Genomic DNA, 18,947 nt, shown 5'->3' on the forward strand with positions numbered 1-18,947 from the left:
CACGGCCGCGAGAGACGGCGCGGCGGGAGCGGTCACAACTGCTTCGCGTGCTGTTTGACTGCCATTTCCAGTGCTTGGCTCAGAGGCACAGCCTTGGAGAACAGGTAGCCTTGAGCGGTTCGGCAGCCAAGCTTGTGCAGGGTTTGCCGATCCGCCTCTGTTTCGACGCCCTCGGCCATGACCTCGATCCCGAGCATGTTACCGAGATCGATGACCGATTTGACAAGCAGTCGGTCCTCTCGGGACTTGGCCAAGCCGCGAATGAAGCCCTGGTCTATTTTGACCTTGCGTATCCGACTGTCCTTGAGCGATGCCAACGTAGAAAAGCCGGTGCCGAAGTCATCGAGCGCGATGGAAATGCCCGCATGTGAAAGCCGTCCGAGCTTTTCATCCACTCTGTCCGGGTCCACCGGGGATTCTTCGGTAATCTCGATTTCGAACATCGTTGCAGGGAGGCCTTTTGCCGCCAGACCATCCAAAACCATGTCGTCGATATCGCCGGCTTCCAGTTCGCGCGGCGAAACATTCATCGCCACACGGAAATCACGACAGTCAGCTTTCACCAAGCCGTCGATAAAAGCACAACAGTCGGCGAAGACGGTTTGCGTCAGCAGCTGAAGCATTCCGGTTTCGCGTGCAGCTGTGATGATTTCGGGTGGAGAGATGGCACCATGAGTCGGATGGGACCACCTCAGCAAGGCTTCAAAACCGACCACGGCCTCGGTGTCGAGTTTCACGATCGGCTGGAACCAAGGTTGCAAGCTTCTCGTCTTTATCGCCGAATGAAGGTCCCGTTCGACGGACTGGCGGCGTTGCAGTTCCCTGTCGAGTTCGGCATCGAACAGGCAAAATTCGTTCCTGCCACGACGCTTGGCCGTGTAAAGGGCGATATCCGCCCGCAACAACATTTCGGTCAGGCCCGGGCTTTCCGCCAGGTATATTCCTATTGATGCCCCGACCCGGACGGACGCGACCTCCCGATAGGGGCGGGCAATTTTTGCTATGATATTGGAGGCGAGATCATTGGCAGAAAGCGAAACCCTCGTTGAGGGAAAAAACAGCACGAATTCATCGCCGCCGATACGAGCGAGCGTTGAGCCTTCCGGTGCTTCCTCCTCTATGCGGCGGGCGATCCTGACAAGCAGTTCATCACCGGTCCTGTGACCGTAGGTATCGTTGACGGATTTGAACCCGTCCAGGTCAACCAGCATTGCCACGAAGGGGCCATCCGCGGTCTCGAACCGTCCGATAGCGTCTTCGAGGCCACGCCTGTTGAGAAGGGCCGTCAGGTGGTCCTGCCTGGAACTGGCCTTCATCTCCGCCGCAAGCCGCTCGGCCTCATGCCTCAGGCGGCTCGCTTCGCGGAACCGTGCTTGCCCAACAAACGAAGCTCGAACCAAGCCGCCCATGAAGAGCAGAACGGTAAAAGCCAGAATGTAGTCTTCAAAATTGCCTTTCGCCAAAAGGCAACCCACCGTGATGAGGAGCGGAGGTGTGATGAAGTTGATCGCCGCCGCGGCATACGAACTGCCGTATGTAACCGCACCAGCTGAAATGCCCGCCAGAATGACCAGATGCAGCGGTGCTTGAGGTGTCGTGTATCCAACAGTCAGGACGGCCAGGAAGGACCAGGCAAACCCTGCCAGAAGAGCAAGGATGCCAAACCAGCGAAGCCGCGGCAAAACCCCCACTAATCCGTCATGGCGCCCCGTTTCCTTTAGCTGATAACGCGCGAGTGCAAGGCGGGCGGCATTTATCGCATTGACGACCAGGAACCAGATTGCAGCTGCAAAGCCGCTGCCAGAAAGGGCGTGCACCGCCCAAATCAGGCCTGACAGGATAGCGCTTATCGGCATCGACACGAAGAGGCCGGCCCTCAGGTCAGCAAGCTGATCCTGACGGATTTTGGCCTCCAGCGTGTCTTCATTCTTCGGGGCCATGGACGGACCAGCTTGCTCCCATCGTTGTTCGCGAGGACAAGCCTACGCAGGCCCACTGAAGGACGGGTTAACTATCCAGCGGGGATAACCAGTGTGCTCACCATGTCTTCGGGGCGCACGTCTGCCTCTTGGCCTTGCCGTCTGACCATCGAGCTCTTGCCCGCACGCGTGCCTTGATCCGAATCATCCCAGGATCGGCAACGTCACCATGGAAGCAGCCCTGCCAACGGCATCAACGCGCCCGGCGAGACAAAAGGAAGCCGGGCCGAGATAGCGTTCCAGAGCGGCAGCGCTGCCTGCGATTCACCGCCTGAGCATGGCCGAAATGCCATGGCGGATAAAGGGAAGATATTGGGCAAAGCGAAGCCCTGCATGTCTTGCAAGCCGTGCCGCCGGGTGCTCGCCTGAGTAGAGAGCGACAAGTGCATTCGTAGCATGATAGAGCGGTGCCGCCGACAGACGCAGCCGGCTTTCGTATCTGCCGAGCATGTCGGGATCAGCAATGTCGCGGCGCTCGCGACATGCCGGCAGGATTCTGTCGGCGAGTTGCTTCTGGCCACTGAGGCCGATGTTGAAGCCATGCGCGGTCACCGGGTGCATGCCGAGGGCAGCATCGCCGATCAGTGCCGCACTCGGAGCCCAGAACTTGTGCGCCCAGGTCGTGACCAGCGGATAGGCATGGCGGGTGCTTGCCAAGGTCATCTCTCCGAAGCGTCCTCGACACCGGCTCGTCGATTCCATGAGGAACAAATCGTCGTCGAGAGCAAGCAGTCTGTCGGCCTCGCTTGAGCGCAACGTGAGAAGCAGCGACGACACGCCTTCCATGAGCGGCAACATCGCTATCGTCTGATGGTGATCGAACCATTCGACCGCGATCTGGTGATGGGCGCGCTCGTGCCTCACTCGGCAAATCAGCATGGAGTTGCCAAGCCGATTGATGTCGGCGCCAATGCCGAGCAGGTCGCGCGTCGCGGACAAACGCGAATCCGCTGCAACGAGCAGCCGAGCGGCCAATTGCCTGCCATCAGAGAGCGTTATGACTGCTTCTTTGTGGCTGGTTGTTGCATTGACGACCGAGCGGCCGCACAGCAGCTGGGCATGATCCTGGAAGTGGACAAGCTTGAACAGGGCGTCGCGGATCCGACAATTTGGGACCAGAATTCCGAGTGGTTCCCCAGATCCGCTGGGAGAATCGAAGCTCAGGGCGAAAGGGCTCGATCCGTTGAGCACGCGCGCGCCTTGTAGCGGTGATTTGTCCGAAGCGGGGATGGCATCCCAGGCGCCGAGCTCGCGAAGGATTCCAACCGATGCGTGGGTCAGCGCGATCTCGCGACCGTCGAAAGCCGGATTCGCCAGGCTTTCGAGCGACTGCCGTTCAACCACTGCCACCTTGAGTCGGCTCTGGGCAAGCGACGCGGCGAAGGAAAGTCCGACCGGCCCGGCTCCGACCACAATAACGTCGAATCTATCGACAGAGCCGGCCATCAGCGTGCCGCCATTGCGTCGGCTATCTGCGACGAAGGGCACTGGAACGCATCGCAATCGATCCACGGTTTGCGGCTCATCTCCCCAAGCGTCTCCACGCGACCTAACCGTCCGTTAGACATCCGTTCTCCGTTCAAAATGCTCAATGAAACCATGCCTATGAAGAGATAACCCTGATGTGGATCAACCAGGCTCGATAAACGCGGCAACGGCGGGTTCACGGTCGACTGGTCGACCGCCACACCATGGTCTGGTCAGGTCATCATGGAATGGCCGGCTTCCCGTTCGGTGCGGCCCTTTCCTGGCCGAAAGTTCGGCAACGTATTCTGGCTGATCCGTTCGCACCCGTCGCGCGCCGAAATCGGCATGACGCGAAGCAACCGCGGAAAATATTCGAGCGGTCCTCGCAGGGCAGGCTGGGTCAACTGCGTGGCTCGTCGCGGTCGATCAGGATCCGCTCGGCGGCGCCATCGAGATCTTCATATTGGCCGCTCCTCAAGGCCCACAGGAACCCCGCCAGCCCAAGCGCTCCGAGGAACAGGGCCACAGGTATGAGGTAGGCGAGCGTCGTCATGAGGATTGTGCCAGTGCGCCAATGTCGGAGCGCCTGTCATGTCGGGCATCTTGCACCGATGCATTTGACACGAAACCTTGCAGGCGTAGCGCATTGCCGATGACCAGGAGGGACGAGGCGGACATCGCGACCGCCGCGATCAGTGGCGTAACGTGCCCCAGAATGGCGACCGGCACGGCGATGCCATTGTAAACGATCGCGATGGCGATGTTCTGCCGGATCAGCCGTCCGGCCTTCCGCGAAATGTCTAAAGCAAGTGGGACCGCCAGAAGACTTTTACGCAGGAACACGAAATCCGCGGCGTTGCGACCGATATCCGCCGCCGTGGCGGGAGCTATCGAAACGTGTGCGGCGCCCAATGCAGGCGTGTCGTTGAGCCCATCGCCGACCATCAGCACCTTGTGGCCAGTTCGCGTCAATGCTTCGACGTGTTCGACCTTCCCGGAGGGAAGCAACGCGGGAACGAAGCGCTCGACGCCCAGTGCTTCCGCGACTTCGCCGCAGGCAGCTTCTGTGTCGCCCGACAGCATCTCCACCGACACGCCGGCGCCGTTCAGTTGCTCGATGGCCGCCTTGGCATCGGCACGCAGCTCATCCTCGAAATCGAAAGTCGCGACAATGACCCCGTCCTTCGTCAGAACGGTTCCGCCATAGCCTTGTTTGCCTTCGCCGCCGGTCCGGGCTTTCCACTCAGCCCATCCGCGGCGACCCAGCCGCCAGGTACTGCCCTCGGCGATGGCTTCGATGCCGAAGCCCGGATGCTCCCTGACGGACGCGAGTTTCGGCTGGCCGGCAAAGGCTGCATTGCCAGCGATTGCCTTCGAAAAGGGATGGCGGGAATGCGCTGCCATCTCGGCCGCCATGGCGAGCATCGTCGGATCGATGGACGGCGCATTGATCAGCCTGGGCAGTCCGAGCGTAAGCGTGCCGGTTTTGTCGAACAATGCCGTGTCGATCCCGGCCAGGCGCTCCATGGCGGAGCCGTCCCTGACCATGACGCCGCTTTCAAACAGCCGCCGCGCAGCGACCACCTGCACGATCGGCACGGCGAGACCGAGCGCACACGGGCATGTGATGATCAAAACGGCGATCGCGATTGTTATTGCCCGGTGCCAGTCGCCGGTCGCCGCCATCCAGCCGAGGAACGTCACAAAGGCGGTGAGGTGGACCACGGGAGCATAGAGCGCGGAGACGCGATCGGCGATCCTGCGATGGCGGGCGCGGCCGCCCTCTGCCGCTTCCATCAGCCGAACCATTTCGGCCAGGAATGAATCCTTCGCGGCGTCCGTCGCCTCGATGGTCAGCGGACCGGTGAGATTGAGTGTACCGGCCTGGACCTGCGCCCCCGGGCCCACCGTTCTGGGCGTGCTTTCCCCGGAAACCAGGGAACAGTCGAGATCCGACGCCCCGCCAATGATCCTGCCGTCGATGGGCATCCTCTCGCCGGCCGCGATCAAGAGCTCCATTCCTGGTTCGATCTCGCCAACCGGCAAGTAGTCGCGCGAACCATCCTCGCGCAGCACCATGGCGCCGCGCGCCGCCAGCCGAGCCAGTCCGTTTACGGCCGTCCGTGCTCGTTCCCGCATCACGTGATCCAGCGTGCGGCCGATCAGCAGAAAGAACAGCAGCGACACCGACGCGTCGAAATAAGCATGGTCGCCATGGTTGATCGTCTCGTAGAGGCTCATGGCGTAAGCGAGCGATACCCCGACCGCGATCGGCACGTCCATGTTCATGCGGCTGTGGCGTAGCGCATTCCAGGCCGAGCGAAAATAGATGCCGCCGGCGAAAGCGAGCACAGGAATGGCAATCAAGGCCGAGACCCAATGGAACAGGTCGCGGGTCGCGCCTTGCGCGCCGGACCAGACGGAGACTGATAGCAGCATGATGTTGCCCGCCGCAAAGCCGGCGACCGCGACGGCGCGGATCAGTTCCGAGAGCGTCTTGTCCTTCCCGTCAGCCTCGGGATCGAACAGGTGCGCGCCATAGCCCAGCCGTCCAAGTGTGGCGACGAATGGCGGAACCTCCTCGCCGCGCCACCGGACCGAAACACGTTTCGTCGAAAGATTGACACGAGCGCCTTCGACGCGATCTAGCTTGCCGATCGCCGTCTCGATCGTCTGGATGCAGGCGGCACAATGCACAGCCGGCACCGAGAGGTCGGTCTGGCGAAGATTTTCGCCAATCGAGCGGCTCGCCAGTCTGATTTCCTGGCCAGAAGGCAGGACCAGTGTGACCTTTTCCAGGTCCAATGCCATTTCGGCGCCTGGCGCGCAGCAGCTCATTGCAGCGCCCCGTGGGAAATCATGATCCGGCGAACGTCGCGATAGGGTTCCGCAAGGCTCGCATCGGCGTCGATTTCGACGATCCAGACGCCATCCGTGGGCATGTGGTGCGCGGCGAATATCTGACCGGAGGCAGCCTCAAGAGTGACGGATTTGTCCTCGGCCTCGTAGGCGGGATGACGGAACAGCACCTTGACGCCATGCAAGGCAACCGGCTTGCCGACAGCATCGGTGAGGCTGTAGCGGACCTCACCGCCTGCGATGGTCAGTTTGCCAGTCCAGCCGAGGGCTGCCTGAGCTCGCCCTTGCTCGGCCTTTTTGTTGAACTGCTGGCTCGCCACATAGGTGTTTTCGACGACAAGGCCGGTCCAGCTCGTGTTGGCGAGCGTCGCCATCGTCAGATTGACCGCTATGACCACGCCGAAGAAGCCAAGGATGGTGAACAGCATATGCCTGCCGGTGAATTCGCGGGATTGTCGCGAGGTGTCGGTCATCTGGCGATCTCCGGTGCGTTGAAAGTGGCCGTGTATTCGTCCGACTCGAACGTTGCCTTGTTTTCGACCCGGAACTTGAAGCTTTGCGCTGCACCCCGAACCTGATCTGCCGGCTGACGCACGAAAACCTTGAGCATCTTCAGCCGGTCAGGTTCGACCGGGATGGCGAAGGAGCGATCCGCCGGCAGGTCGATGCCGACAACGCTCATTTCGGCTCCATGCAGGCCCTGCATCGTGACAATGATCGTTCTTGGTTCGGGGATCATGTTGAGCAGCTTGACGGTGTAGCCGTTGCGGATCGAACCGTCGGACAGCGTCACGAACTGCGGGTTTCGATCGTGCAGGACATTCAATTCGAGCCGTTCGCGGGTCAGCAGCGAATATAGCAGCGCGAGACCGACCGCCGACCAGGCGCCCATATAGATGAAGGTGCGCGGGCGAAAGATCTTGCGGATATGGAAACGGGCCACCTTGTCGGAGAACAGGCCGTCAGCGCTCCTGACCAGTGACGGGTTGACTGAACCGGAGCCGCCCGGGGTCGCCAGCATCATGTTGGCGTTGTAGTCGGCCAGCGTCGCATAGGAAATCAGTCCGCGCTCCCTGCCGAGCTTGTCCATGATACCGTCACAGGTATCGATGCAGAGCGCGCAGGTGATGCATTCAAGCTGCTGGCCATCACGAATGTCGATCCCCATCGGGCACACCGCGACACAGCCATTGCAGTCGACGCAGTCGCCGACGGGCTGCCCGGCGGCAAGGACCCTCTTGGCGTGACGCGAGCGCGGTTCGCCGCGCCAGTCATTATAGGTGACGGTGAGGGAATTCTCGTCGAGCATGGCCGCCTGGATGCGCGGCCATGGGCACATATAGGTGCAGACCTGCTCGCGCATCAGCCCGCCGAACGTATAGGTCGTCGCTGTGAGCACAGCGACGGTGATGTAGGCGACAGGCGCTGCCGTGCCGGTGAAGAGTTCGACGAGCAAGGTCGGCGCATAGGCGAAATAGAAGATCCAGGCGCCGCCGCTCGCCGCGCCTATGACCAGCCAGATGGCGTGTTTCGATGTTCGCAGCACGAGTTTGCGCGCCGTCCAGGGCCCGGCATCGAGCTTCATGCGCGCGTTGCGGTCGCCCTCGATGGCTCGCTCGACGACCAGAAACAGATCGACCCACACGGTCTGCGGGCACGTATAGCCGCACCAGGCCCGGCCGACGGTGGATGTGATCAGGAAAAGGCCGATACCGGCCATGACCAGCAGGCCGGCCACATAAAAGAATTCCTGCGGCCAGATCTCGATGAAGAAGAAATAGAAGCGGCGGTTGGCAAGATCGACCAGCACGGCCTGGTCCGGGGCAAATGGCCCGCGATCCCACCGCAGCCAGGGCGTCAGGTAGTAGATCCCCAGCGTGATTGCCATCACCGACCACTTGAAGCGGCGGAAACTGCCAGAGGCCCGGTTCGGGAAGATCTTCTTGCGTGCGGCATAGAGCGGCTCGCGGGTCTTGGCGGAGTTGACCGCATCGGCTTCGAGCCGTTCTATTTGCGTGTTATCGAGCACGAGAAGCTCCAGTCACCAGCGACGATTTCGCCGGAAGCCCGACCCATCGGTTTCTGGATGATGCCGAGGCCCGGCTCGCGCCGGGCCTCGTCGCTTGGCGGTGGGGGGGAGGACGAGAATAGGCTGCGTACCTATTCTCCGCCACCAAGCGAATGGACATAGACCGCGAGTTCCTTGGCCTTGATCTCGCCGAGACGCCCGATCCAGGCCGGCATGACGCCGTGCTTCGGCGCGCGGACCTGCGCGGCGATGGCTGTTTCGCCAGACCCGTATAGCCAGATCGCGTCGGTCAGGTCGGGGGCGCCGAGCTCCCTGTTGCCCTTTGCATTCTCACCATGACAGGCCGCACAATTCTCGGCGAAAACATTGGCGCCGAGTTCGATCAGGCTTGTGTCCTGAACAGGATCGGAGAGGCTTGCGACATAGGCGCCGACCTGCTTGATCTGATCCGTCGTGATGATGTCGCCAAAAGCAGGCATTTCCGACAGGCGCGTATCCGGGTCTGATGCGAAGCGGATGCCGTGCGCAATCGTCTGCTGGATCTGTTCGGCGTTGCCACCCCACAGCCAATCGTCGTCGTTTAGGTTGGGAAAACCCTTGGACCCTTGAGCGCCCGAGCCATGGCACTGCACGCAATTGACCTTGAACGCGGCGCCCCCTGCGGCGACGGCGAATTCGCGTAGCGTATCGTCGGCAGTAATCTCGGAGACGGTCTTCGCCTGAATGGCAGCGACAAATTTACCCTTGGCCACTTCGGCCGCGGCCAGTTCATTCTTGACGTCTCTGCGGCTCGAATACCCCAGCACACCCCTGGTCGCGGAAGTCAGCATCGGCCATGCCGGATAGACGACGGTGTAGCCGATCGCCCAGGCAATGGTGATGTAGAAGGTGATGACCCACCAGCGGGGAAGCGGGTTGTTGAGTTCCTTGATGCCGTCCCACTCATGGCCGGTCGTCGAGATACCCGAAACCTCGTCGATATGCTCGCTGCCCATGATCAGTCGTCCTTGAGAGGAATGTGAGCGGCTCTCTCGGCTTGCCTGCGGCTGCCGGGACGAAGTGCAAAGGCAACGCATCCGAGGAAGAAAAGCGCCATGGCAAGCAGGCCCCAGCTGTCGGCAAACTCCCGCATGAAATTGTAGGTCATCGCCATTCTCCTCAGCGGTAACCGGCGGCTTCGTCATAGGTCCTGAAATCGACCAGCGTGCCGAGCATCTGGAGATAGGCGACTAGCGCATCCATTTCGGTGACCTGCTGCGGATCGCCGTCGAAGTCCCCAACCTTGGCTTTCGGATAGCGTCTCTCCAGGCCCGATGTGTCGGCATTCGCATCGGCCTGCGCCATGAGATCGGCATTGGCATGAGCGATCATGTCGTCTGAATAGGGCACACCGACACGGCTGTTGGCGATCAGATGCGTCGAGAAATCCTTCACCTCGATGGGCATGTCCTTCAGGAACGCGTAGCTCGGCATGATCGATTCCGGCACCACCGAACGCGGCTCGGTGAGATGCTGGACGTGCCATCCGTTCGAGTAGCGGTCGCCGACCCGGGCGAGATCCGGCCCGGTGCGCTTCGAGCCCCACTGGAACGGGCGGTCGTACATCGACTCGGCCGCCAGGCTGTAGTGCCCATAGCGCTCGACCTCGTCACGGAACGGCCGGATCATCTGGCTATGGCAGAGGTAGCAGCCCTCGCGCACATAGATGTTGCGCCCCACCAGTTCGAGTGGCGAGTAAGGGCGCATGCCTTCAACCTTCTCGATGGTGTTGTCGAGATAGAAGAGCGGTGCGATCTCGACGATGCCGCCGATTGTCACGACCAGCAGGGACCCGAGGAGAAGAAGTGTGGCGTTCTTCTCGATGACCGCGTGTCTGTCCATCAGGACCATTTTCTGGCTCCTGATCGCACAGGCTGGAGGGCGGGGATGGAGCGCGGCATCGGATCCTCTTCGCGCTGGTAGCCGAGGATGGTCATGGCGATGTTCCAGGCCATGATGAGGGCGCCCGACAGATACATCGCGCCGCCGATGGCACGCATGATGTAGTAGGGATGCATGGCGGCGACGGTTTCGGCGAAGGAGTAGACCAGGAAGCCCTGCTCGTTGCATTCGCGCCACATCAGGCCCTGCATGACGCCGGAGACCCACATCACCGCGGCGTAAACGACGATCCCAAGCGTCGCCAGCCAGAAGTGCCAGTTGACGAGCCGCAGCGAATAAAGCCGGTCGCGATTCCATAACTTCGGGACCATGAAATAGATCGCGCCGAACGAGATCATGCCGACCCATCCGAGCGCGCCCGAATGGACGTGACCGATGGTCCAGTCGGTGTAGTGCGAGAGCGAGTTGACGGCCTTGATTGACATCATCGGGCCTTCGAAGGTCGACATTCCGTAGAAGGCGATGGCCATGACCATCATGCGGATGATCGGGTCGGTGCGCAGCTTGTCCCAGGCGCCCGAGAGCGTCATCAGGCCGTTTATCATGCCACCCCATGACGGCATCCAGAGCATGATGGAGAACACCATGCCGAGCGTCTGGGCCCAGTCCGGCAGGGCGGTGTAGTGGAGGTGGTGCGGACCGGCCCAGATGTAGAGAAAGATCAAAGCCCAGAAGTGGATGATCGACAGCCGGTAGGAATAGACGGGTCGGTTGGCCTGCTTGGGAACGAAATAATACATCATGCCGAGGAAGCCGGCGGTGAGGAAGAAGCCGACGGCATTGTGGCCGTACCACCATTGCGTCAGGGCGTCCTGTACGCCGGAGAAGGCTGAATAGCTCTTGGAGCCCAGGAAGGAGACCGGCATCGACAGGTTGTTGATCACATGCAGCATTGCGATGGTCACGATGAAGGCAAGGTAGAACCAGTTGGCGACATAGATGTGCGGTTCCTTGCGCTTTAGGATCGTGCCGAGGAACAGGATGAGATAGGCGACCCAGACAATGGTCAGCCACAGGTCCACATACCATTCGGGCTCGGCGTATTCGCGGCTCTCGGTTATGCCGAGCAGGTAGCCGGTCGCCGCCATGACGATGAAGAGCTGGTAGCCCCAGAACACGAACCAGCCGAGATCGCCGCCGAACAGCCGAGCGCGGCAGGTGCGCTGGACGACATACAGCGACGTGCAGAGCAGCGCATTGCCGCCGAAGGCGAAGACGACGCCCGACGTATGCAATGGCCGTAAACGGCCGAAATTGAACCAGGGCTGGATGTTGAGATCCGGGTAGGCGAGCTGCAGGGCGATGACCACGCCGACCAGCATGCCGACGACGCCCCAGAATACGGTGGCGATGGCACCGTAGCGGATCGGCCCATCCATGTAAGCGGCGGGGTCGATCGGAACTGCCGGCTTGAACTCCGTGTTGCGCAACAGAATCGCAGTGAAGCCAGCCACGGCGAAGAACAAAACCCACATATGCCGCCGAAAAGGTTCATCTACGCCGAAGCCGGCAGCCACCAGGGCCGCAAACGCAAACAGGCTTAGAAGGACGATCTCTGTGCCGAATTTCATCGCAAGCCCCGATTTCCGATTCCGGCGGGCGCCAAACCGCAGTGCCTTATTGCGCAGCCGTGGCCTGCTCGCCCTGATCCATGTCAGAGCCGCACGATTTTGCTTCGAGCAGCATCGAGTTCGGTGCGATCAGACTGTGGCGATCGAATGTGGAAGCGCAGCACCGGCCGCCACGCTTATGGACAGGCCCGGCGTCCCCGGTCTGGCCGGGTATGGAGGCGATCGCGGGCGTGTGGGAAGCGCGCCTTCTGTGACGCTGGAAAGTAGGCCGATGCCTTGCCGAACGTCGATCGTTTCAATGCCTTGGGACAGCCAGCGCCAGCGTTGCGCTGCCTTCGTGACATTCATGATTCGGGGGAACGGCAATTTTCCCCTGCGTATGAGGCGTATTGACTTCGGCCGAGTGCGATCCTGCCTGGAACAGCCGGTTGCACGTCGAGCACCTCGAGGATGGATGCTTCGCCGACGAGTTGGCCGAAACGCACCTGGCTCATCCGATCGGATGGAGAGCGGGCTATCGCTATGCGACTTCTTCTAAGCCCAACGCGAGCATGCCCTGCCCCGAACGAAGTAAGTGACGTAAGCCATGCAGCTTCGGTGTCATTCAAAGGGCGGTTGCGCCTCGGCCGCCGCAGCGCCGTTCCAGCCGGCTCATGCTGTCCACGGTGACACGGCGGTTGTTCTCGATCCGAATCACGCCGTCCATTCTCAGGCTGGTCAGCTGACGGCTCACGGTCTCGTTTGTAATTCCAAGGAAATCAGAGATGTCGGCACGCGTCATCGGCAGCTCGAAGCACGCCGACCTAGCCGCCGGGTCAACACTGGAACCGATGTTCCGGGCGATCATGAGGAGAAAGCTCGCCACCTTCTCCGGTGCGGTCTTGCGCCCCAGAGTCACCATCCATTCGCGTGCCTCGTCGAGTTCGTTCAGCGCCTGCTTGAGCAGGCGATGCACAAATTCCGGTGATTCCTTCATCATCCGTTCGATGGCCGCTCTCGGAAACGAGCATAGCGAGACAGCTGTTGCCGCTTCCGCATTGATCGCGCTTTTCATCTTGAAGGGCCGTCCCAGAAAATCCGGCGCGAACTGGAGACCGACGATCTGCTGGCGGCCGTCCGAAAGGCTCTTCGTGAGCTTCACCACGCCTGAAAGCACGTTTGAATAACAGTCGACCGCCTCGGCGTCGCCGATCAGTTCGACCCCCGGCTCGATATTGTGCCGCGACGACGTCTTGGCGAGCTGAGCCAAATGGTCTGGTTCGAGCGCACCACAGACACCGCGGTGCCGTGCCTCGCAAGACAGGCAAAGAACGGGAATGCCGGAACTGTGAATGTCCTGCCGTAATGTCATTCGATCGCTCTACCGGTCCAGTGCGGGCAGGATAGCAATCGACGGTAGAAAAATCCTTGCGGCAGTTTGTCCGTGCTGAACGTTGATCGAAATCAGGGCTTAGGCTCATCCAAGCATCCACAGTTCCGGCGACGCAAACACGGTGGACCACGACATGCGACTGGAGCTAGCTGCCAGACTTGGCGAGAACGTCCCGCGCTATACCAGTTATCCGACCGCGCCGCATTTCCATGCGGGGGTCGATGCCGTCGTTTACCGAGGCTGGTTGGAGGCGCTCAACGACGGCGATGAGATCTCGCTCTATCTGCACATCCCGTATTGCGACAAGCTTTGCTGGTTCTGCGCTTGCCATACCAAGCAGACACGCCACTACGAACCAGTGACCACATATCTGCGCTCACTGGATGCCGAGATCGCCACCGTCTCCAGTCTTGTCGCAGGCAAGGGCCGCGTGCGTGCCGTCCATTTCGGCGGCGGTTCGCCGACGATGCTCAAACCGGAAGATCTGGTGGCGCTGGGAACCGTCCTGCGCAACAGCTTCACCTTTCTCCCCGGTGCAAAGATCAGCGTTGAGATCGAACCCAACGATATGGACGATGCCCGCCTCGATGCACTTGCCGAAATCGGCATGACAAGGGCGAGCCTCGGCGTTCAGGATTTCGACCCGAAGGTGCAGAAAGCGATCAACCGCGAGCAGAGCTTTCTGCAGACCAAGACGGTTGTTGATGGCGTTCGTTCGCGCGGCGTCGAATCCGTCAATCTCGATCTGCTCTACGGCCTGCCGCATCAGACCAGGGAGAGCGTCGCCTCCACGGTTGCACAGGCACTGACCCTGGAACCGGATCGGATCGCGCTTTTTGGCTACGCCCATGTGCCGTGGTTCAAGAAACATCAGACGATGATCGACGAGGCATGGCTGCCGGGTCCGGCGGAGCGGTTTGCCCAATCGCAACTGGCGGCGCGGGCGATCATGGACCAGGGATACGAAGCAATCGGGCTCGACCATTTCGCCAAGCCGGGCGATGCCCTCGCGCTTGCCGCCCGCGCCGGAACACTGCACCGGAACTTCCAAGGCTACACCGAGGACCGCTACGAGACCTTGATCGGCCTCGGCCCATCGTCCATCAGCCAGTTTCGCCAGGGCTATGCACAGAACATGCCTTCGACCGCCGAGTATGGGCGCATGGTCGAAGACGGCGGGCTGGCTGCGGTCCGCGGCATTGCGCTTTCCGAAGACGACCGCGCTCGCGGCTGGATCATCGAGCGATTGATGTGTGACTTCGCCTTCTCGGCGATTGAGCTGGTGGAGCGCTTTGGCGAAGCCGGCCAAAGACTTCTTCTCAAGGCGAGTTCCACGGCCCTCCAAGATCCTGCGCGGTTGCTTGAACTTGATGGTGACCGCTTCGTCGTGCCTGCGGAAAGCCGGCCCTTTGTCAGGAGCATCGCGGCAAAGTTCGACAAATATTTCGAAAGTGGAACGGCCAGGCACTCAGCGGCAGTCTGAGCACCGCAGAGGAACGGTCATGGTTCTCAGTCGATCGTGGACCGATTGCGCTACATTTTTCACTGTTGATCGGCGACCGTCGTGTCGAGACAGGATTCGGAGCGGACCAGACGCGTCTTGGCATAGCGACGATATCGTCCGGTCGTGCCTTCCGGCGCCGTATTCCATTTCGCAGTCCCTGAAGCGCCACGTCGAGTCCGGCCTCTTTTCTGTATCGGAAGCAGTCGACAATCGTCCTGGCCAGATCATGGTTGTCGGCCGACAGCTCCCTTCGGCCTTGCAACAAGAAACCGCAAGGACCGTGCCAGCTGCAGCAGGCGCCGCCGAATCGCACCACCATACTATCCACCCGTGGCTCGCACTAACCTTTGATTGGTTCGCGCCAGGCCGACGCCCGTCGAAACCGAGCCTCGGCAACAATCCGAGTCGTAAGCGGCTGGCCACGCTCTTGGTGCCGGTGGCAGAAGTCCGCAAGCATCCCGGCAGCGCCGTAAAGCTTGGGACAACCCGTCCACCCGAATATCCGCCGGCGCAGTTTCAGTGAAAAACGGGCCTAGGCTAGACGGCTCTCTTGTTACCCCAGAGCATAACGTGCAGCTGCGGCAGCACGCGGGCTTCGAACCACCTGTCGCGGGTCACGCTATCAACCAGCCACTCCATGCGCTTCAATATTCCGTCAAGGTCGACAGGCGCGTCTTCATTTGCGGGGCGTGGCGGCGTGTGATTGCCGGGTTGCAGATAGATCGGAAGTCGCGGAAATCTCGCAGCGGCGTCTTTCGCGTAGGCGTAGTCCCTTTCGTCGAAAACAATGAGCTTGAGCACGACTTGCGGCCTGCCTTGTGCCGCCTGGAGGCACGCCTCGAAAGCGGCCCAATCGGTCGTCATTTGGCTTGACGGCGGCTTTGGGCTGAGGACTAGCACGTCAAGGTCGGCAAACCAGTCCCTGGCCACCGAACCTTGGGTTTCCAGCGCAAAACGGTAACCTTCACCATGGCCTCGCTCGATGAGCGCGCCGAGCGGCTGGATGGCCGGATTGCCGCCTGACAGCGACACCATCAGCGGGCGGCCACCGGAAAGCGCAAGCACGTTTTGCCACACCGCGCCAATGGACATCATCTCCCATTCATGGCGGAATTGATTGTCCACCGCATGCAGGCTGTCGCACCAGGAACAGCGATAGTCACACCCGCCGGTTCTGACGAAGACCGTCGGCAAACCGATGAGCACGCCCTCGCCCTGGATCGTCGGCCCGAAAATCTCACTCACGCGGATTGCGGGATGCGTATCGGTCATGGCCGGTATTCCGCCCAGGTTTTCGGTGTTTCGCTCACCCGCACGGCCGAGGTTTCGCGCAGGCGTGCCTTGCACCATTCATAAAAATGTCTGGCCAGATATTCCGCCGTGACTTGCTCATGTCCCAGCACGTCGTTGAGATGTCGATGGTCGAAGCTCTCGTCGATGTAGCGTTTGAATGGCGCCAAATCGTGATAGTCGCGCACGAAGCCGTTGTCGTTCAGTCCATTCGCTGAAAGCTCCACTTCAACGATGTAGTTATGCCCGTGCAGGCGCGCGCATTGGTGATCGGGTGGCAACGAGGTGAGCTGATGCGAGGCTGAGAAGTGGAATTCCTTGGTGATGCGGAACATTACGCGGTCCTCCTGCGCAGCGCATCGAGCCAGAAGTCGGAGTCCTCGTAGTCGGTGGGGTCCGGCTGCCCAGAGAGATGAAACGCCTCGCGCCGCTCGACGCAGGTCCCGCACCTCCCGCAGTGACGCTCGGCGCCCTTGTAGCAGGACCAGGTCTGCGCAAACGGCGTGCCGTATGCTGCTCCATTCCTAACAATGTCCGCCTTCGTGAGATTCACATAGGGTGCATAAATGCGAATCTCCGCGTAGCCGTCGAGCGCGTGGTCCTGCATCATCTGGAAAGCGTCGATGAAGGCCGGACGGCAGTCGGGATAAATGAAATGATCCCCACCATGCACGGCCGTCGCCACCGCCTCAGCGCCGTGCGCTGCGGCGAAGCCGAAGGCAATGGCCAACATGATGGCGTTCCGGTTCGGCACCACCGTCACCTTCATCGTGTCTTCGGCGTAGTGCCCGTCGGGCACGTCCACATTATCGGTCAGCGCGGAGCCGGAAAGGCCGCCGCCGATCTCGTGGATGTCGATGATGCGGTGCGGGACGCTCAGTCGCTCCGCGCAAAGGGCGGCGAAGCCCAATTCCTTCCTATGCCGTTGGCCGTAATCGAAAGATAGGAGGCCGGCGAGTTCGTGCTCCGCTGCCACCTTGTGAGCAAGGGTAACGGAGTCCAATCCGCCGGAGCAGACGACGAGAGTCTTCATTTTTGGGTCCTTGTTTTAACCGGGTAGGCTGCGACCGGAGATTTCTCTGCGCTCCCAGTACTTCAGGAAATCCATTTTGTGAAGTGAACGGGGGACGAGTTTCATGCGCTGACGTGCAGCTGTGTGCAAGGCGCCCTCGCGGTGAGCCTGCAAGGAACACTGACTAGCGAAACGTCACGCTTCAGCGGAATGCTCAAAGGCGAGCGCACCAGAATAAGCTCTGCAGGAGGTCCGGACCTTCGTAAACAAAGTTCTCGACGATCAAGCGCCCGGCGGTCCCGAGCTTCGAGGGACGCCACCGCGAGGGTTTCAGGTACTAGACGGCCCAAGGATGGGCTTGCCGCAAACAACGGACTTACCAGTGGGATGTTCAGCGACGCCGATGCAGATGTCTGGAATGATCACGACATCAATTGTCGCGGCAACTTTGGCTGGCCTGCTCCTCGGGTTCCGTAGATCCAGCGCATTCCGCTTCAGGATCGGTTCGAACCGGAGCACTCCCTCGGTCAATGGACGTCCGGCAACAACCTGAATGATCGGTCGTGAGCCGACATCTGTGAACAAGCGGTGTGGTCGATTGCTATCACCCATGTGTTGCGCGCAGGTACCTTATGGCAGTGGATGAACTGGATTTGATGGTTTTACAGCTGGCGGTCGAAAGCGTCCGCTCGCTCTCCTTAAGCTTCGCTGAAAAGGCCGCCGAGGTAGCCACCAGGAGCCGCGGCATCCTGCTTTTCGACGTGCGGGTCGACGGTGATGCGGGGGTCCAGCGGGTCGCAGCCATCCGATATCAGGGCGACCAGATCGGCGTGCTGGCGTTGGACAGACAGGGCCTTGTTACCCACCATTGCATCGTCAACGGTACGTTCTCACATTTCATTGCGCCCTTGGAGAACTGGCACAGCATGCCCCTGTCGATGCAGGCCAAGATCGATGCCAACGGCCATGCCAGTCTCTTCCTAGGGGCCTTGCGAAATGCCGGACATTTGCTGGGCAGCTAGCATTTGGCCAGAATGCATCTGTGAATTTTTGCATGCGCATCGCTGCCGACAGCGCCGGCATGATTGTCGTGCTCGAAAACGGCTGCGGCGATCGCGGCAAAGCGATCGCCGCGATGATGGCGATCCACGCGTGGGCGTTGCATCGATGCGCGATCGTTTAGACAGAGGTCTCCGCCTGGCATCGAGCAACATGCACGGAGGTACGCAAAGCGCAAATTGCATCAAGTATTTGAAGGGACGAGCCCCTCGCGCAAATGGAGCTTGCGCTGCCGTTGTCGTCCCATCGTGCCGCCGAACTCGGGGGCGTGACGATCGACCACGATGGCCTATTTTTTTGCAAAGCCGAATGTCCCGATTCCGAAGCCAAGGAAAAAACTCCACCCCAGCGAAGAATAGTAACAACACGGGCGACGCAAGCCGCCTTGCCCTCTAGCAGGGGAGGTGCTTGCGGTGCTCTCACCGACACAAGATCGCAAATGGCACGTGGGTGAGCACCAGAACTGGCGACACGCATGGTGATCGGCTTGACTCGCTGGAGGAAGCACAAGGCCTCAGTGGGCGGAGGCGCCAGCGACGGTCGAATACTGGCTGGCTGCTCGGGATCTGATCGTTGAAATGACGTAGGATTTGGTTGCTTAAGCCGATCCGAACCATTTCCCGGAGACCACACCCACCATGAACGATCTTGCGCTGCCGCTGAGCGGTTTGTCATCAGTCGGCGGGTCCGTCGTCGCCCGTTTCGACGGCGGCATGCTGTCGTCCAACAGCGGCGTTCTGGCCTTGGCCGAGGTGGAAAAGCGGTTGCGGGTGGCCGAGCGTCTGGCGCGTTGCATCGACGATCCGCGCTGCCCGGACCAGGTCGTCCACAGCCTGGCGGACATGATCGGCTTTCGCATGAAGA

General features: G+C 60.8%; 18 protein-coding genes. 4 read left to right on the forward strand and 14 right to left on the reverse strand.

Annotated features, from left to right (window positions below):
* Positions 1 to 32: 32 nt before the first annotated feature.
* From NKJ93_RS32205 to NKJ93_RS32255, 11 genes are all read right to left on the reverse strand, one after another.
* The gene (locus NKJ93_RS32205) at positions 33 to 1,940 is read right to left on the reverse strand and encodes a putative bifunctional diguanylate cyclase/phosphodiesterase (RefSeq protein WP_352593345.1); all 1,908 of its coding nucleotides are present in this window, start codon (positions 1,938 to 1,940) and stop codon (positions 33 to 35) included.
* A gap of 303 nt (positions 1,941 to 2,243) precedes the next feature.
* On the reverse strand, positions 2,244 to 3,425 hold the full coding sequence (gene ubiM / locus NKJ93_RS32210) for a 5-demethoxyubiquinol-8 5-hydroxylase UbiM (protein ID WP_352593372.1): 1,182 nt from the start codon (positions 3,423 to 3,425) through the stop codon (positions 2,244 to 2,246).
* Between the two features lie 421 nt (positions 3,426 to 3,846).
* Positions 3,847 to 3,999, reverse strand: coding sequence for a cbb3-type cytochrome oxidase assembly protein CcoS (gene ccoS / locus NKJ93_RS32215; RefSeq protein WP_023679633.1), 153 nt, complete (start codon positions 3,997 to 3,999; stop codon positions 3,847 to 3,849).
* Positions 3,996 to 6,284, reverse strand: coding sequence for a cation-translocating P-type ATPase (locus tag NKJ93_RS32220; RefSeq protein WP_352593348.1), 2,289 nt, complete (start codon positions 6,282 to 6,284; stop codon positions 3,996 to 3,998). The genes ccoS and NKJ93_RS32220 overlap by 4 nt, the downstream gene beginning before the upstream one ends.
* A complete protein-coding gene (locus NKJ93_RS32225; RefSeq protein WP_352496245.1) occupies positions 6,281 to 6,778 on the reverse strand; it encodes a FixH family protein in 498 nt (165 codons plus the stop codon). Before NKJ93_RS32225 ends, NKJ93_RS32220 begins: the two co-directional genes overlap by 4 nt.
* A complete protein-coding gene (gene ccoG, locus NKJ93_RS32230; protein WP_352593351.1) occupies positions 6,775 to 8,334 on the reverse strand; it encodes a cytochrome c oxidase accessory protein CcoG in 1,560 nt (519 codons plus the stop codon). Before ccoG ends, NKJ93_RS32225 begins: the two co-directional genes overlap by 4 nt.
* Positions 8,335 to 8,465: 131 nt before the next feature.
* Positions 8,466 to 9,329: a cytochrome-c oxidase, cbb3-type subunit III gene (ccoP, locus tag NKJ93_RS32235; RefSeq protein WP_352516163.1), complete on the reverse strand. Its 864-nt coding sequence runs from the start codon at positions 9,327 to 9,329 to the stop codon at positions 8,466 to 8,468.
* Positions 9,330 to 9,331: 2 nt separating this feature from the next.
* Positions 9,332 to 9,481 (reverse strand): cbb3-type cytochrome c oxidase subunit 3, encoded by a 150-nt coding sequence (locus tag NKJ93_RS32240; RefSeq protein WP_023679629.1) that lies wholly within the window; start codon positions 9,479 to 9,481, stop codon positions 9,332 to 9,334.
* 11 nt (positions 9,482 to 9,492) lie between these two features.
* A complete protein-coding gene (gene ccoO, locus NKJ93_RS32245) occupies positions 9,493 to 10,224 on the reverse strand; it encodes a cytochrome-c oxidase, cbb3-type subunit II (protein WP_352593354.1) in 732 nt (243 codons plus the stop codon).
* Entirely contained in the window at positions 10,215 to 11,846 is a 1,632-nt protein-coding gene (ccoN, locus tag NKJ93_RS32250; protein ID WP_352593357.1) for a cytochrome-c oxidase, cbb3-type subunit I, read from the reverse strand. Before ccoN ends, ccoO begins: the two co-directional genes overlap by 10 nt.
* Positions 11,847 to 12,450: 604 nt before the next feature.
* The gene (locus NKJ93_RS32255) at positions 12,451 to 13,197 is read right to left on the reverse strand and encodes a Crp/Fnr family transcriptional regulator (protein WP_352493084.1); all 747 of its coding nucleotides are present in this window, start codon (positions 13,195 to 13,197) and stop codon (positions 12,451 to 12,453) included.
* Between the two features lie 154 nt (positions 13,198 to 13,351).
* On the opposite strand from NKJ93_RS32255, the gene hemN reads away from it, so the two are divergent.
* Complete coding sequence (hemN, locus tag NKJ93_RS32260; RefSeq protein WP_352593360.1) at positions 13,352 to 14,701, forward strand: oxygen-independent coproporphyrinogen III oxidase; 1,350 nt, start codon at positions 13,352 to 13,354, stop codon at positions 14,699 to 14,701.
* Positions 14,702 to 15,259: 558 nt separating this feature from the next.
* Here hemN and queE read toward each other — a convergent pair.
* From queE to queC, 3 genes are read right to left on the reverse strand one after another with little or no spacing between them, the layout of a single operon-like run.
* Complete coding sequence (gene queE / locus NKJ93_RS32265) at positions 15,260 to 15,994, reverse strand: 7-carboxy-7-deazaguanine synthase QueE (RefSeq protein WP_352453860.1); 735 nt, start codon at positions 15,992 to 15,994, stop codon at positions 15,260 to 15,262.
* Positions 15,991 to 16,347, reverse strand: a complete 357-nt coding sequence (queD, locus tag NKJ93_RS32270) for a 6-carboxytetrahydropterin synthase QueD (protein ID WP_023722053.1) — start codon at positions 16,345 to 16,347, stop codon at positions 15,991 to 15,993. The genes queE and queD overlap by 4 nt, the downstream gene beginning before the upstream one ends.
* On the reverse strand, positions 16,347 to 17,045 hold the full coding sequence (queC, locus tag NKJ93_RS32275; RefSeq protein WP_031194962.1) for a 7-cyano-7-deazaguanine synthase QueC: 699 nt from the start codon (positions 17,043 to 17,045) through the stop codon (positions 16,347 to 16,349). The genes queD and queC overlap by 1 nt, the downstream gene beginning before the upstream one ends.
* Positions 17,046 to 17,656: 611 nt before the next feature.
* Here queC and NKJ93_RS32280 point away from each other — a divergent pair.
* The 3 genes from NKJ93_RS32280 to NKJ93_RS32290 form a co-directional block, all read left to right on the forward strand.
* The gene (locus tag NKJ93_RS32280; protein WP_023722055.1) at positions 17,657 to 18,046 is read left to right on the forward strand and encodes a hypothetical protein; all 390 of its coding nucleotides are present in this window, start codon (positions 17,657 to 17,659) and stop codon (positions 18,044 to 18,046) included.
* Positions 18,047 to 18,078: 32 nt separating this feature from the next.
* The gene (locus tag NKJ93_RS32285; RefSeq protein ID WP_352593363.1) at positions 18,079 to 18,207 is read left to right on the forward strand and encodes a hypothetical protein; all 129 of its coding nucleotides are present in this window, start codon (positions 18,079 to 18,081) and stop codon (positions 18,205 to 18,207) included.
* Between the two features lie 514 nt (positions 18,208 to 18,721).
* On the forward strand, positions 18,722 to 18,947 hold a 226-nt coding region (locus NKJ93_RS32290; RefSeq protein ID WP_352593366.1), incomplete at its 3' end, for a transposase.

It is taken from the genome of Mesorhizobium sp. M0028 (assembly GCF_040323855.1).
In the GTDB taxonomy this organism is placed as follows: domain Bacteria; phylum Pseudomonadota; class Alphaproteobacteria; order Rhizobiales; family Rhizobiaceae; genus Mesorhizobium.